We start from the raw sequence: 13,540 nt of genomic DNA on the forward strand, positions 1-13,540 counted from the left end.
TTCTTAATCGGTCGGGAATAAATCGGCAATTGCCCTATTTACTAACCCGGCTAGTTGCTCTGGGATGTCGACCATGGCCGGGCCTTGGGGGAATCCGGAAGTTAAGGGCCGCTCGCGATCCTAGGAAGCTTCGTAAGTGAACTGAGTCACGTGGCACAAGTAGAACGACTCAATGGATTAAATAGGGAAATGCCGAGACTTTGCGGCGAAATAGGTCAAGTCGGACATCTGGGGTTGCCGTCAGAGGCCCGCAATGGGGTTCTTCAGCGTGCCCACCAGCTGGAGCGCGCCGGAGGGATCGCTGAGGTCCACCATCTGCCGGTTGTTGCGCAGCTGGAGCCGGTTCAGGCAGGACAGCGCGAACTTCGGGGCGAAGAGGTCGTACCGCCGGAACTTGTCGGCAAGCTCCGGCCTCGCGTCCTGGTACTCATGGGTGACCTCGGCGACCGTGCGCCAGAAGGCGTCCTCCGCCAGGATCCCCTCGGCGGCGAGGTGAGCGGCGAGGAAGCGGAAGAAGCAGTCGAAGACGTCCGTGAAGATCGACAGGAGCTTCGTGTCCTCGGGCACGTCGACGCGGATGCGCGCGACCTGCGGCGGCAGCACGGCGTCCGGGTCCATCACCGCGATCTCCTCGGCGATGTCCTTGTAGACCGCCCGCCGCACCACCCCGTCCTTCAGCACCAGGATCACGTTCTCGCCGTGCGGCATGAACACCAGGTCATAGGCGTAGAAGCTGTGCAGGAGCGGGGTGTAGTAGGCGCGGAGGTAGTGCCGCAGCCATTCCGTCGGCGTGCGGCCCGACCGTTCGATCAGCGCGCCCGCGAAGGAGGCGCCGGTGTGGTCCACGTGCAGCAGGGATGCCATGGTCGCGAGCGACTCGCCGTCCTCAAGCGAGGGCACCGGGCTCTCCCGCCACAGCGCGGCCAGCATCTTGCGGTATGGCGAGTAGCGGTCGGTGGCCTGCTCGTACTCCACGTGCCGGTAGCCGACGGCCGCGCGCTCCCGGATGATCGTGAGGCCCGTCGACTTCAGCACGCGGTCGTTCTCGATCAGCTGGGCCAGCCAGTCGTTGATCGCCGGCGTGGCCTCCATGTAGGCGGCGGACAGCCCGCGCATGAAGCCCATGTTGAGGACGGACAGGGCCGTCTTCACATAGTGCTTCTCCGGGTGGGAGGTGTTGAAGAAGGTCCGGATGGATTGCTGGGCCAGGTACTCGTCGTCGCCCTCGCCGAGGCAGACCAGGTGCCGGCGGGCCACCTCGGCGGCGAAGGTGACGGAGAGCTTGTTCCACCACTGCCAGGGGTGGACCGGGATGAGGAGGTAGTCGGCGGGGTCCAGGCCCTGGCCGGTGAGCGTGGCGCGGAAGCGGGTCAGCGTGTGCTCGCCCAGCTCCTCCCGCAGGAACGACTCGTACTCGATCCCGGCACCCGCCGTGAACGCGGCCCGCGAGCGGTGCGCGGCCAGCCACACCAGCCGGACGGGGCTCGCCGCCTCCGGGGCGTACGACAGGTACTCGTGGACGCCGAACCCGAGCCGCCCGTTGTTCGCCACGAAGCAGGGGTGGCCCTCGGTCATCCCGGTCTCGACGGCCTGGAAGCCGCTGCCCGCCAGCTCCGCCGAGGTGATGCGGGGCTTGGTGAGCTTGTAGCAGGTGCCGGAGAGGGTGGAGGAGATCTCCTCCAGGTAGACCGGCAGGATCTCGTCGCTCAGGCCCAGGGACTCCTTCAGCTCGATGAAGAAGTCCAGAGCGGCGAGCGGGAGCTCGGCGCCGTCGCGGTGCCGGGTGATCGAGTCGGCGTCGATCTGCCAGTGGTCCAGGGCACGGCGGGTGGCGGTGAAGCGGTAGCGGGTCAGGCCGTCGTCGCTGCGGACCACGTATCGTCCGCCGTCGAGGGCCTCCGGCGTGATCAGGCGCTCGTGCGCGAACTCCGCGAGCGCCTTGCGTATGAGCAGACGGTTGGCGGTCGCCCAGCGCTCGGGGGAGAGGTGGGCCACGGCGTCGGCGAGGGTCATGCGGCCACCCCTGTCGCGGCGGCGAACTGCTCGCGCGTGCAGAAGCTCAGCAGCGCCTCCTTCTCCGGCTTCTGGATCTCCCGCTCGGCCACGAAGCCGACGGCCGCGTTCAGGGCGTGCACGGCCTTGTTGCGTACATCCGGTTCGACCACGATCCGCTGCACCGCGGGGTCCTCGAAGAGGTGGGCCAGCACCGCCGTGATGACGGACCTGGTGAAGCCGTGGACGGGTGTGTCGGTCGCCGGGGTGAGGAAGTGCATGCCGATGTCACCGGGCCGTGCCTCGTACAGGCCGGCCAGCTCCCGGCGTGCCGGGTCGTACTTCTCCATCAGGAACACCGGCTTCCCGGCGCGCAGCCCGAGCAGCGCGTGATGGTGCTCGTCCGCCGCGATCTCCATGTAGGCCCGCTCGACGTCCTCCAGTTTCGCGTCCCGCATCATCCAGAAGGAGGCCTTGGGATGGGTGACCCAGGAGTGCAGGAGTTCGCCGTCCTTCAACGGGTCGACGGCACGGAAGGTGAAAGTCATACGGCGAACTCCTGGAAGGCGATCGTCTTCTCGACCGGGTAGTACTCGGTGCCGAGCAGCTCGCGGACGATGTACGCGTTGCGGTACGCGCCCATGCCCAGGTCGGGGCTGGTGATGCTGTGGGTGTGGACGGCCGCGTTCTGCAGGAAGACGCCACGGCCGGTGACGTCGATGGCGTAGTTGCGGGCGACGTCGAAGCGGCCGTGGCCGTCGAAGCGCAGGCGGTCGCGGATGGGGGTGAGGAAGGCCGGGGGCTCGTAGTGGTAGCCGGTGGCCAGCAGCAGGCCCTCGGTGCGGATCTCGAAGTCCTTGTCCTGCTCGTCCTGGTGGAAGCCGAGGGTGTAGCTGCCGTTCTCATAACGGGCCCGTGTGAGGCTGGAGTTGGTGAGGAGGCGGGTGGGGACCGGGCGGTCGCCGCTCTCGACGTCCTTCTGGTAGAGCAGATCGAAGATCGAGTCGATCAGGTCCGAGTTGATGCCCTTGAACAGGCCCTTCTGCTGCTTCTCCAGCCGGTAGCGGGTCTCCTCGGGCAGCGCCCGGAAGTAGTCGATGTAGTCCGGGGAGGTCATCTCCAGGGTCAGCTTGGTGTACTCCAGCGGGAAGAACCGCGGGGAGCGGGTGACCCAGTTGAGCTGGTAGCCGTGGACGTCGATCTCGGCGAGCAGCTCGTGGTAGATCTCGGCCGCGCTCTGGCCGCTGCCGACGATCGTGATGGACTTCTTGGCCTGCAGCTCCGCCTTGCGGCGCATGTACTGGGAGGTGTGCAGGAAGTCACCGGCCAGCCCCCGGCAGGCCTGCGGGACATAGGGGGTCGTCCCCGTGCCCAGGACCAGGTGCCGGGCGCGGAACGTTTCACCGGTCTGCGTGCGGACGACGTACAGCCCGTCCTCGTACGTCACCTCGGTGACCGTCGTGCCGAAGCGGACGCTGCCGAGTTTGTTCGCCGCCCAGCGGCAGTAGTCGTCGTACTCGACCCGCAGCGGATAGAAGGTCTCGCGGATGTAGAACGAGTACAGCCTGCCCTTCTCCTTCAGATAGTTGAGGAAGGAGTACGGCGAGGTCGGGTCGGCGAGGGTCACCAGGTCCGACATGAACGGGGTCTGGAGATGGGCGCCGTCGAGGAACATCCCGGCGTGCCACTCGAAGTCCGGCTTGGAGTCGAGGAAGATCCCGTTCAGGCCGGCGATGGGTTCGGTGAGGCAGGCGAGGCCGAGGTTGAAGGGGCCGAGCCCGATCCCCACGAAGTCGTGGGTCGGGCCGGCTTCAGGACGCGCGGTCAAGGGACTCTCCCAGGTACTGCTCGGCGTGGCCGGCGATCAGGTCGAGGACGGCGGCGATGTCGGCCGTCCGTGTCTCGGGGTTGAGCAGGGTGAACTTCAGGTAGTGGCGGCCGCCGACCCTGGTGCCCGCGACCGCGGCCTCGCCGGAGGCGAACAGGGCCTTGCGGGCGTGGAGGTTGGCGCGGTCGATCTCGGCCGGGTCGGTGACGGCCGCCGGGATGTAGCGGAAGACCAGGGTGGAGAGGGCCGGCTCGACCACGACGTCGTAGCGCGGGTCGGCGGCCAGCAGCCGCCAGCCCTCCGCGGCCAGGTCGCAGACCTCGTCGAAGAGCCGCCCGATGCCCTCGGCGCCCATCACCCGCAGCGTCAGCCACAGCTTGAGGGCGTCGAAACGCCGGGTCGTCTGCAGCGACTTGTCCACCTGGTTGGGGATGCGTTCCTGCACCATGCGGCGCGGGTTGAGGTACTCCGCGTGGTAGGTGGCGTGGCGCAGGGTGGCCGCGTCCCGGACCAGCACGGCGGACGAACTCACCGGCTGGAAGAAGGACTTGTGGTAGTCGACCGTGACGGAGTCGGCGCGTTCGATGCCCGCGAGGCGGTTCCGGTGCTTGAGCGAGGCGAGCAGCCCGCAGCCGTAGGCCGCGTCGACGTGCAGCCACACGCCGTACTGGGCGCACAGCTCGGCGATCTCCGGGAGCGGGTCGATGGAGCCGAAGTCGGTGGTGCCGGCGGTGGCGACGACGGCCATGGGGATGAGGCCGTCCCGCCGGCAGCGCTCCAGTTCATGGGCGAGGGCGACGGTCCGCAGCCGCTTGTCGTGGTCGACGGGGACGGGGACGACCGCCTCCTGGCCCAGCCCGAGGAGTTTGGCGGACTTCTGCACGCTGAAGTGGCTGACCTCGGAGGCGAGGATCCGCAGTTTCGCGAGCGAGTCGGTCTTGGCCTCCTCCCTCGCCAGCAGCAGCGCCTGGAGGTTGGACTGGGTGCCGCCGGAGGTGAACACACCGTCGGCGGCGGGGCCGAGGCCGATCCGGGCGGCCGTCCAGTCGATGAGCCTGCGCTCGATGAGGGTGCCGCCGGCCGACTGGTCCCAGGTGTCGAGGGAGGAGTTGACCGCGCAGAGCACGGCCTCGCCGAGCACCGCGGGGATGGCGACCGGGCAGTTGAGGTGGGCGAGGTAGCGGGGGTGGTGGAAGTAGACCGCGTCGCGGAGGTAGACGTCCTCCAGCTCGTCCAGGGCGGCGGTGGTGTCGCCGAGCGGGCGGTCCAGGTCGATGGCGTCGATCAGGGGGGAGAGGGCATCGACGGTGACGCCGGTGAACGGACGGTCGGTGGTGGCGAGTTTGGCCGCCACCCGCTCGACTCCTTCGGTCACGGAGCTGCGGTAGTGCTCAGTGGTGAGGCCATTGAGCAGGTGCGAGCGCATGTGGGGGTCCTCCGTGGAGACAGTCCGTGCGGGTTCGAACAGGAACCCGTTTGACTTAGGTTAGCCTAACCTAAGTCTTCTGGATCAAGGCGTGCTGGAGCTACTCCGCGGCCCGCAGCTCTTCCTCGCTCATCCCCTGCCGCCAGTACCCGACGAAGGTCACCCGCCGCCGGTCGACCCCGCGCTCGCCGACGAAGTGCCGCCGCAGCGCCCTGACCCGCCCCGACTCGCCGGCGATCCACACGTACGGCCGCTCGGCGGCGGGCAGTTGAGCGGCTCGTACGGCGTCGACGGCCATGGGGGAGACGTCGTGCCGTACGAGCCACGTGATCTCCGCGTCCGCCTCCGTGCGCACGTCCTGGATGTCACCGGCCTGTGGCACCTCCAGCCACGCCCGGACGCGGGTGCCGGCCGGGAGGGCTTCGAGGATGGCGGTCGCGGCCGGCACGGCGGTCTCGTCGCCACACAGGACGACCAGGTCGGTGTCCTCGGGCGGGCGGAAGCGGATGGCGCGGTTGTCGGCGATCGCCGGGCCGAGCAGCAGCACCCGGTCGCCGGGAGCGGTCCGGGAGGCCCAGCGGGAGGCGGGGCCTGCGGGGGTGTGCAGGGCGAAGTCGATATCGATCTCGTCGGGGTCGCGGCGCAGGCACCGGAGCGTGTACGAACGCATCACGGCCCGTACGTCGTCGGGCAGTTCCCGCCAGGCCTGCCACCAGCCGTCCCCCGGATCCAGGGGTACGACGGGCTTGGGCTGACCCGGGTGCGGGAGGAACAGTGAGAGGGACTGGTCGCGCCCGTCGGAGTGGAACGCGTGCAGATCGGTCCCGCCGAAGGTGACGCGGACGAGAGACGGCCCCAGCCGCCTCGTCCGTACGACCTGCAGGGAGAAGAATCGGAACGGGGCGGCTACGGCCGTCGTCATAAGGGCTCCTGAAATGGCGTCAGGCCGGCTGGCTGACCTTCTCGGCCTTCTCCAAGGCCTCGGCCAGGTTCGTCAGCAGCGGCACGCACTTGTCGTACGACAGAATCGGCTCGGGCGACCGGGCGATGACCTGCCCCGCTTTCACCGCGGGCAGCATCTTCCACGTCGGCTTGGTGATGTCGGCCGGCTGGATCGCCGACGAGCGGTCGTCCATCATGATGATGTCGGCCTGGTACTTGTCGACGTTCTCCCAGCTCAGCGACTCGTACCAGCCGCCGCCCTGCTTCTTGGCGCTCTCCGGCGGCTCGACGAAGTTCACGCCGAGGGCCTTGAAGTACTCCAGGTCGATGGAGAGGTTGGTGCCGGAGACGTAGAACAGCTGGTCGCTCGCGCTGCCGGCCATCACCTTGATGCCGGGCTTGGCCTTGGCCGCGGCGCGCAGCCGGGCGGCCGCCGCTTCGAACCGCTTCTTCGCGTCGGTCACCTTCGCGGCCTTCATGTCCGCGCCCAGCGACTCGGCCAGTTCCCACATGCGCTGCAGCGGCCGGGTGAGCTGACGATCGTAGACGGAGATGCCGATGCCGGGGGCCAGTCGGTCGATCTTCTTCTTCGACTCCTCGGGGACGTACCAGAGCGTGCCCGCGCCGTCGAACATCGTCGTGATCAGCACGTCCGGCGCGAGCGAGGCGTACTTCTCGATGTTGAACTGGCCCCAGGTGTTGCCGAGGACCGTCACCTTGCTGACGTCCATGTCGCCGGCCTGGACATCGGCCTTGCCGTCCTTGGTCGTCGTCGGACCGAAGACGCCCTTGACCTGGATGCCGTAGTCGTGGAGCGCGGCGCCGACCCCGGTGAACGCCACGATGTTCGCGGGCACCCTGTCCAGCTTCACGGTCGTGCCGCGGTCGTCCTTGAAGCTCCAGGGGCCGGACTTGCCGGACTGTGCGCCTGTGCCGGAACCACCGTCTTTCCCCTTGTCGTCCCCGCAGGCAGCGAGTGCGGCGCCGAGTCCGAGGGCGCCGCCCGCGGCGAGCAGGCCGCGGCGAGTGAGGTGGGAGGCACGGGCATGAGGCATGGGCATGACTGCTTTCGAACGGGGCGGAGCGCCCGCCGGACGAGTTCGAAGATAGGTTAGCCTAACCTTGCTTAAGGTCGAGAGGGTGGGGCGGGCCGTGAGAGAGCGGGCAGGGCGCCTGCTGCCCGGATGGACCGTGCGCATCGTCGGCCTGGCCGGGCTGGCGGGCCTGGCGGTGACGCTGGCGGCCTTCGCCGTCGCCGGACCGGCGTTCGCCGAGATGCGCCAAGGCGAGCTCAGGGCCCACGAGATGGAGGACTCCTACGCCCCCGACACCGCCCCGCTGGGGCACGTCCTTCTCGGCGGGCTGCCGTTTCTCCTGCTCCTGCTGTGCCTCGGCTGCGCGGCGCTGCAGATCGTCCACTCCAGTGCGGTGGAGTCCCCGGCGCGCCGGCACATGCTCGTCGAGAAGGAGTTGAGAACTGCCCTCCGCTCCCGGCTGCCCCGTGTCCTCACGGTGTACGTGCTGCGGGGCCTGTCCGTGTGGACGGTGCTGGTGGGCGGCTTCCTGGTGTCGGAGGCCCTCACCACCACCGCGTTCGGCGCCCCGGCACCGCTGCGCCCGGACGGTGGCCCCTGGACCTTCGTCCGCTACGCCGCGCCGGGTTCGGCGGTGCTCGCGGCCCTCGTCCTCCGCCTCGGCTGGACCCTGGCCCCGGCGGCCGCCGCGGCGGCCGGACTCGCCCCGCTCGCCGCGCTGCGCCGCTCCTGGGCGCTGGTGTGGAGCCGGGCCGGATGGCTGCGGACCGGAGCCGAAGCGCTGCTGGAAGGTCTGTTCACCGTCGGGGCGTACGTGGCGGCACAGTACGCCGCCCAGCCGCTCGGCTCGGCGGCCCGGTCCCTGGTCCTGACGTACGGCACGGACAACCCGTACACCGCACATGCGGCGGCGGCCCTCACCCCGGTCGCACTCGCGGCCCTGCTCTCGGCCGCCCTGACCCTGCCACCGGCACACAGGGGGTTTGCCTTGCGGTACCGGCGACTGAGGCCGGCGAGCGGGCTTTCACAGATGACCGACCGCGAGCGTTCCGGGGTCGGAGAGGACGGCCCGAGTCGGTGAGGCCACAAGTCGGCGCTCGGCCCCGCTCCGACGCCGACTTCCCGCATGCCCGAGATGCTGTCCGTGAGGGACCGTCGGCCGTTCACCGGCCCAGCAGCAGTGCCATCAACGACTCCACGTAGGCCTCGCGCTCCGCTCCCGACGGGACCAACTCCGGGTCGGTTCGCAATAGTTGGAGGAACCCCAGGTAGGCCGCATAGCCGGAGAGCGCGGTTCGTCCGGCCTCGGGTTCGCTGAGCCCGCACTCCACGAACAGGCCGTGCAGGATCGACAGCCGCCTCCGGCCCGCCTCGGCCAGCACGGCGCGTACCTCGGCACAGTCCACATCCGCCTGCAGAGCCACCTCCAGCCCGTGCCACGGTTGCCCGGCGCGCCGTTCGCGGAGCGGCTCGACCACGGCCGGGGCTGTGTCCCGAGCGGCGAAGACGGTGCCGAGCAGGGCCCGGAGCCGGCCCTCGGGGGAGGGAAGTTCGGCCAGCGACCGGGCGATGCCCTCCGTGGTTTCGCGCAGCCAGTGCTCCAGGGCCGCGGTGACCACGGCGTCCCGGTTGGCGAAGTACCAGTAGAAGCTGCCCTTGGTGGCGCCGAGCTCGGCGGCGAGCGACTCGACCCTGACCGCTCGTACGCCGCCGCGGGTCATCACGGCGAGCGCGGCCATGAGCCAGTCCTCGGCGGTGAATCGGGCTTTCTCGGTGCGCGCCATGCTCCATACGCTAGCGTATGGAGCATGGATGCCACTCGAGAAGTGCCGCTCCCCGCCGACTCGGCCCTCGCTGCGCAACTGCCGCGTGTGGACTACCAGGACGCCTTTGCCGTCCGCCTCCCACCGGGCAGCAGCACCAACCCGGAGGAGTGGGCTCGGCGGCTCTTCCGTGACCTGCCCCCGTGGGTCCGGCGGCTGATGAGGCTGCGCGACGCGCTCGTCCGCCCGTTCGGTCTGCGCCGCGGCGACCACCGCGCATCGATGCCATTCCCGCGTCTGCTGGCGACCGAGCGCGAGGTGATCATCGGTGTGGACGACCGCCACCTCGACTTCCGCGGTTCGGTCCACACCGATGGCGCCACTCTCACCCTGGCCACCGTGGTCCACTTTCACAATGCCTTGGGACGGCTCTACTTTCGGCCGGTGCGCCCGTTCCACCGCCGCATCGTCCGCGCCGCACTGCGTCGTGCCCTCGTCTGAAGAGGCGAGAGCGGAGCCGTCTCAGCTCAGCAGCCCCAACTCCCTTGCGATCAGCATCCGCTGGACCTCGCTGGTGCCCTCGCCGATCTCCAGGATCTTGGAGTCGCGCCACATGCGGGCCACCGGGTACTCGTTCATGAAGCCGTAGCCGCCGTGGATCTGGGTGGCGTCCCGGGCGTTGTCGACGGCGACGGTGGAGGAGTACAGCTTGGCCAGGGCCGCTTCCTTCTTGAAGGGCTCGCCCGCGACCAGCCGGGAGGCCGCGTCGCGCCAGGCCAGGCGGGCCGTGTGGGCCTTCATCTCCATGTCGGCGATCTTGAACTGGATGGCCTGGTTGGCGCCGATCGGCCGGCCGAAGGCCTGACGCTCCTTGGCGTACTTCACCGACTCGTCCACACAGCCCTGGGCCAGGCCGGTCGCGAGCGCGGCGATGGCGATCCGGCCCTCGTCCAGGATGCGCAGGAACTGGGCGTAGCCGCGGCCCTCCTCGCCGAGCAGGTTGGCGGCGGGGACCCGGACATCGGCGAACGACAGCTCGCGGGTGTCGGAGGCGTTCCAGCCGACCTTCGAGTAGGGCGCCGCCACCGTGAAGCCCGGGGTGCCGGACGGGACGATGATCGCCGAGATCCGCGGCTTGCCGTCCGGCTTGCGGCCGGTCACGGCGGTCACCGTCACCAGGCCCGTGATGTCCGTGCCCGAGTTGGTGATGAAGCACTTGGTGCCGTTGATCACCCATTCGTTCGTGTCCGGGTCGAGGCGGGCCGTCGTACGGGTCGCCCCCGCGTCGCTGCCGCCGTCCGGCTCGGTCAGGCCGAAGGCGCCCAGGATCTCGCCCGAGCACAGGCGGGGCAGCCACTCGCGCTTCTGCTCGTCCGTTCCGAACAGGTGGAGGGGCATGGCGCCGAGCGAGACCCCGGCCTCCAGGGTGATCGCCACGGACGAGTCGACCCGGGCCAGTTCCTCCAGGGCGATGCCGAGCGCCAGATAGTCGCCGCCCATGCCGCCGTACTCCTCCGGGAACGGCAGCCCGAACAGGCCCATGCGGCTCATCTCGCGGACGATCTCGTACGGGAACTCGTGCCGCTCGTAGAAGTCGCCGATCTTCGGCGCCACGACGTCGTGCGCGAACTCCTCCACCGTACGGCGGAGTTCCTCCAGCTCGGGGCTGAGACGGTGGTCCATGCTGATCACTGGTCCTTGTGGGAGAGAGCGCGGACGGTACGGGACGGGCTGGGCCGGTCCAGATGGGCGGCCATCCACACGCTCGTGGCGGTCAGACGGCCTAGGTCGACCCCGGTCTCGATGCCGAGTCCGTGCAGCATCCAGACGAGGTCCTCGGTGGCGAGGTTGCCGGTGGCGGACTTCGCGTACGGGCAGCCGCCGAGCCCGCCGGCCGAGGCGTCCACGGTGGTGACGCCGTGCTGGAGGGCCGCCAGGGTGTTGGCGAGCGCCTGGCCGTAGGTGTCGTGGAAGTGCACGCCGATCACGTTCGTCGGCACGCCCTTCTCGTTGAGCAGGGAGAGCAGTTCGAGCACATGGCCGGGGGTGGCGACGCCGATCGTGTCGCCCAGACTCAGCTCGTCGCAGCCCATCTCTCGCAGGGCCGTGCAGACACGGGCCACCTGGTGCAGCGGGACGGCGCCCTCCCACGGGTCGCCGAAGCACATGGACACATAGCCGCGCACATGCACGCCCCGGTCCTTGGCCTGCCGCACCACCGGCTCGAACACGGCCAGCGACTCGTCCAGCGTGCGGTTGAGGTTGGCCTTCGCGAAGGACTCGGTGGCGCTGGCGAAGACGGCGACCCGGTCGGCGCCGAGCGCCAACGCCCGGTCCAGGCCGCGCTGGTTGGGCACCAGCACCGGCAGCTCGACCCCTTCGAGCCCGCCGAGCAGCGGGAACAGCTGCTCGGCGTCGGCCAGTTGGGGAACCCACTTGGGGTGCACGAAGCTCGTCGCCTCGATCGTCGTCAGGCCCGCGTCGGCGAGCCGGCGGATGAACTCCGCCTTGATCTCGGTCGGCACGGTCCGCTTCTCGTTCTGCAGCCCGTCACGCGCGCCGACCTCGTGGATCCGCACCCGCGCGGGCAGGTCCGAGGCCGGTACGACCATGGGCAGTTGCTCGGCGGTCACTCAAGCCACCTCCTCGTGCGGTGCGATCACAGCCAGCACCTGGTCCATCGCGACCGTCGTGCCCGGGGTCACGTCGAGCTCGGCGACCGTGCCGGCGTGCGGGGCGGAGATGACGTGCTCCATCTTCATCGCCTCCACCACCAGCAGGCTCTGTCCGGCGGTCACCTCGTCCCCGACGGCGACCTTCACCACGGTCACCGTGCCCGGCATGGGCGCGGTCAGGGAGTCGGCGCCCGCGTGCGCGGACCGGCTGAGGGACGCGGCCACCGGGTCGTGGTCCCGCACCTGCCAGGCGTCGCCGTCGCGGCCGACCCACTCACCGGCCCGGTGGAAGGTGTGCCGGACGCCGTCGAGGGTGACGGAGACCGTGGCGTCGGCGACGGCCGAGGTGCCGCGCGGGGTGTACGTCACCGGGTCGTGCACCCGGAGGTGGAAGGCGGGCGGCTTCGGGGTGCCGCCGAGCCGCCAGCCGCTCGGCACCGAGAAGGGGTCGACCCAGCCGTCCGTACGGGGCTCCAGCGCCTTCGCGCGTACGGCCGCGGCCGCCTCGTACACCTCCTCCGGTACGTCCGTGGTGACCAGCTCGTCCACCACGCGCTCCACCAGCCCGGTGTCCAGGTCCCCCGTCACGACCGCCGGATGGGCCAGCAGCCGCCGCAGGAAGCCCGCGTTGGTCTGCACGCCCAGCGTGACCGTCTCCGCCAGGGCCGCCCGCAGCTTCCGCAGCGCGGTCTCCCGGTCGGGGCCGTGGGCGATCACCTTGGACAGCATCGGGTCGTACAGGCTGCCCACCTCGGTGCCCTCGCTGAGCCCGGAGTCGGTGCGGACGCCGTCGCCCTGCGGCTCGTTCAGCAGCAGGACGGTGCCGCCGGAGGGCAGGAAGCCGCGCGCGGGGTCTTCCGCGCAGATCCGGGCCTCGACCGCGTGCCCGGTCAGCGTCACGTCGTCCTGCGTGAAGCCCAGCTTCTCCCCGGCCGCGACCCGCAGCTGCCACTCCACCAGGTCCAGGCCGGTGATCAGCTCGGTGACCGGGTGCTCCACCTGGAGACGGGTGTTCATCTCCATGAAGTAGTACGAGGACGGGTCCCCGCCCGGCACGATGAACTCCACCGTGCCCGCGCCCCGGTACCCGCAGCTGCGGGCCGCCTGCACGGCCGCCTCGCCCATCGACGCACGCGTCCGCTCGTCCAGCAGGACGGAGGGCGCCTCCTCGATGATCTTCTGGTGGCGCCGTTGCAGCGAGCACTCGCGCTCGCCGAGGTGGACGACGTTCCCATGCCCGTCGGCCAGCACCTGGATCTCGATATGCCGGGGCCGGTCGACCCACCGCTCCACCAGCAGGGTGTCGTCGCCGAAGGAGGCGCGGGCCTCGCGGCGGGCGGCGGCGATCTCCTCCTCCAGCACGGTCATGTCCCGCACCAGCCGCATGCCCTTGCCGCCACCGCCGGCGGAGGGCTTGAGCAGCACGGGCGCGCCCAGCGCGCGGGCCGCCTCGGCCAGTTCGGGGTCACGGCCCCCCGGCACCACCGGCACCCCGGCCGCCTGCACCGTCTCCTTGGCGCGGATCTTGTCGCCCATGAGCGCGATCGCGTCCGCCGGCGGACCGATGAAGACCAGCCCCGCCTCCTCGCAGGCACGCGCGAAGCCCGCGTTCTCGGCGAGGAAGCCGTACCCGGGGTGGACGGCCTGCGCGCCGGTGCGGGCGGCGGCGTCCAGCAGGCGGTCGACGGAGAGATAACTCTCGGCCGCCGGCGCAGGCCCGATCCGTACCGCCGTGTCGGCCTCCCGGACATGCCGCGCGTCGGCGTCGGCGTCGGAGAAGACCGCCACCGAGCGCACGCCCAGCGAGCGGAGCGTACGGATGACGCGTACGGCGATCTCGCCCCGGTTGGCGACCAGCACTGTGTCGAACACGGTTCCCC

General features: G+C 70.2%; 12 protein-coding genes. 2 read left to right on the forward strand and 10 right to left on the reverse strand.

All coding sequences use genetic code 11. The annotated features are described in order from the left end of the window. Nucleotides 1–240: 240 nt before the first annotated feature. The 6 genes from ACWCQS_RS08440 to ACWCQS_RS08465 form a co-directional block, all read right to left on the reverse strand. Nucleotides 241–2,013 carry an IucA/IucC family protein gene (locus tag ACWCQS_RS08440; protein WP_451003721.1) on the reverse strand — a complete coding sequence of 591 codons (1,773 nt, stop codon included), beginning with the start codon at nucleotides 2,011–2,013 and terminating at the stop codon, nucleotides 241–243. Further along, the gene (locus ACWCQS_RS08445) at nucleotides 2,010–2,540 is read right to left on the reverse strand and encodes a GNAT family N-acetyltransferase (protein WP_451003722.1); all 531 of its coding nucleotides are present in this window, start codon (nucleotides 2,538–2,540) and stop codon (nucleotides 2,010–2,012) included. The genes ACWCQS_RS08440 and ACWCQS_RS08445 overlap by 4 nt, the downstream gene beginning before the upstream one ends. Continuing rightward, on the reverse strand, nucleotides 2,537–3,820 hold the full coding sequence (locus ACWCQS_RS08450) for a lysine N(6)-hydroxylase/L-ornithine N(5)-oxygenase family protein (protein ID WP_451003723.1): 1,284 nt from the start codon (nucleotides 3,818–3,820) through the stop codon (nucleotides 2,537–2,539). The genes ACWCQS_RS08445 and ACWCQS_RS08450 overlap by 4 nt, the downstream gene beginning before the upstream one ends. Continuing rightward, on the reverse strand, nucleotides 3,804–5,246 hold the full coding sequence (desA, locus tag ACWCQS_RS08455) for a lysine decarboxylase DesA (RefSeq protein WP_451003724.1): 1,443 nt from the start codon (nucleotides 5,244–5,246) through the stop codon (nucleotides 3,804–3,806). The genes ACWCQS_RS08450 and desA overlap by 17 nt, the downstream gene beginning before the upstream one ends. Before the next feature lie 100 nt (nucleotides 5,247–5,346). Beyond that, nucleotides 5,347–6,168 carry a siderophore-interacting protein gene (locus ACWCQS_RS08460; RefSeq protein WP_451003725.1) on the reverse strand — a complete coding sequence of 274 codons (822 nt, stop codon included), beginning with the start codon at nucleotides 6,166–6,168 and terminating at the stop codon, nucleotides 5,347–5,349. A gap of 19 nt (nucleotides 6,169–6,187) precedes the next feature. Further along, nucleotides 6,188–7,243, reverse strand: coding sequence for an ABC transporter substrate-binding protein (locus ACWCQS_RS08465; RefSeq protein WP_451003726.1), 1,056 nt, complete (start codon nucleotides 7,241–7,243; stop codon nucleotides 6,188–6,190). 97 nt (nucleotides 7,244–7,340) lie between these two features. Between ACWCQS_RS08465 and ACWCQS_RS08470 the strand changes: the two genes are divergently transcribed. Next, a complete protein-coding gene (locus ACWCQS_RS08470; RefSeq protein ID WP_451003727.1) occupies nucleotides 7,341–8,303 on the forward strand; it encodes a hypothetical protein in 963 nt (320 codons plus the stop codon). 82 nt (nucleotides 8,304–8,385) lie between these two features. On the opposite strand, the gene ACWCQS_RS08475 is transcribed toward ACWCQS_RS08470, so the two are convergent. Continuing rightward, nucleotides 8,386–9,006: a TetR/AcrR family transcriptional regulator gene (locus ACWCQS_RS08475; RefSeq protein ID WP_451003728.1), complete on the reverse strand. Its 621-nt coding sequence runs from the start codon at nucleotides 9,004–9,006 to the stop codon at nucleotides 8,386–8,388. Between the two features lie 24 nt (nucleotides 9,007–9,030). Between ACWCQS_RS08475 and ACWCQS_RS08480 the strand changes: the two genes are divergently transcribed. Continuing rightward, complete coding sequence (locus ACWCQS_RS08480; RefSeq protein WP_451003729.1) at nucleotides 9,031–9,486, forward strand: DUF2867 domain-containing protein; 456 nt, start codon at nucleotides 9,031–9,033, stop codon at nucleotides 9,484–9,486. A 21-nt stretch (nucleotides 9,487–9,507) separates the two neighbouring features. Here ACWCQS_RS08480 and ACWCQS_RS08485 read toward each other — a convergent pair whose 3' ends face one another. Genes ACWCQS_RS08485 through ACWCQS_RS08495 form a run of 3 tightly spaced genes read right to left on the reverse strand, consistent with a single transcriptional unit; the run spans nucleotide 9,508 to nucleotide 13,532 of the window. Beyond that, complete coding sequence (locus ACWCQS_RS08485) at nucleotides 9,508–10,668, reverse strand: acyl-CoA dehydrogenase family protein (RefSeq protein WP_451003730.1); 1,161 nt, start codon at nucleotides 10,666–10,668, stop codon at nucleotides 9,508–9,510. Nucleotides 10,669–10,673: 5 nt separating this feature from the next. Further along, entirely contained in the window at nucleotides 10,674–11,597 is a 924-nt protein-coding gene (locus tag ACWCQS_RS08490) for a hydroxymethylglutaryl-CoA lyase (protein ID WP_451003920.1), read from the reverse strand. A 21-nt stretch (nucleotides 11,598–11,618) separates the two neighbouring features. Continuing rightward, nucleotides 11,619–13,532 (reverse strand): ATP-binding protein, encoded by a 1,914-nt coding sequence (locus tag ACWCQS_RS08495; protein ID WP_451003731.1) that lies wholly within the window; start codon nucleotides 13,530–13,532, stop codon nucleotides 11,619–11,621. Nucleotides 13,533–13,540 lie beyond the last annotated feature (8 nt).

This window comes from Streptomyces sp. NPDC002076 (assembly GCF_053593835.1).

What these genes read in the sequence shown, in the direction of transcription:
- ACWCQS_RS08440 (WP_451003721.1), bottom strand. Translation starts at nt 2,013, where the DNA reads ATGACCCTCGCCGACGCCGTGGCCCACCTCTCCCCCGAGCGCTGGGCG.
- ACWCQS_RS08445 (WP_451003722.1), bottom strand. Translation starts at nt 2,540, where the DNA reads ATGACTTTCACCTTCCGTGCCGTCGACCCGTTGAAGGACGGCGAACTC.
- desA (WP_451003724.1), bottom strand. Translation starts at nt 5,246, where the DNA reads ATGCGCTCGCACCTGCTCAATGGCCTCACCACTGAGCACTACCGCAGC.
- ACWCQS_RS08460 (WP_451003725.1), bottom strand. Translation starts at nt 6,168, where the DNA reads ATGACGACGGCCGTAGCCGCCCCGTTCCGATTCTTCTCCCTGCAGGTC.
- ACWCQS_RS08465 (WP_451003726.1), bottom strand. Translation starts at nt 7,243, where the DNA reads ATGCCTCATGCCCGTGCCTCCCACCTCACTCGCCGCGGCCTGCTCGCC.
- ACWCQS_RS08475 (WP_451003728.1), bottom strand. Translation starts at nt 9,006, where the DNA reads ATGGCGCGCACCGAGAAAGCCCGATTCACCGCCGAGGACTGGCTCATG.
- ACWCQS_RS08480 (WP_451003729.1), top strand. Translation starts at nt 9,031, where the DNA reads ATGGATGCCACTCGAGAAGTGCCGCTCCCCGCCGACTCGGCCCTCGCT.
- ACWCQS_RS08485 (WP_451003730.1), bottom strand. Translation starts at nt 10,668, where the DNA reads ATGGACCACCGTCTCAGCCCCGAGCTGGAGGAACTCCGCCGTACGGTG.
- ACWCQS_RS08490 (WP_451003920.1), bottom strand. Translation starts at nt 11,597, where the DNA reads ATGGTCGTACCGGCCTCGGACCTGCCCGCGCGGGTGCGGATCCACGAG.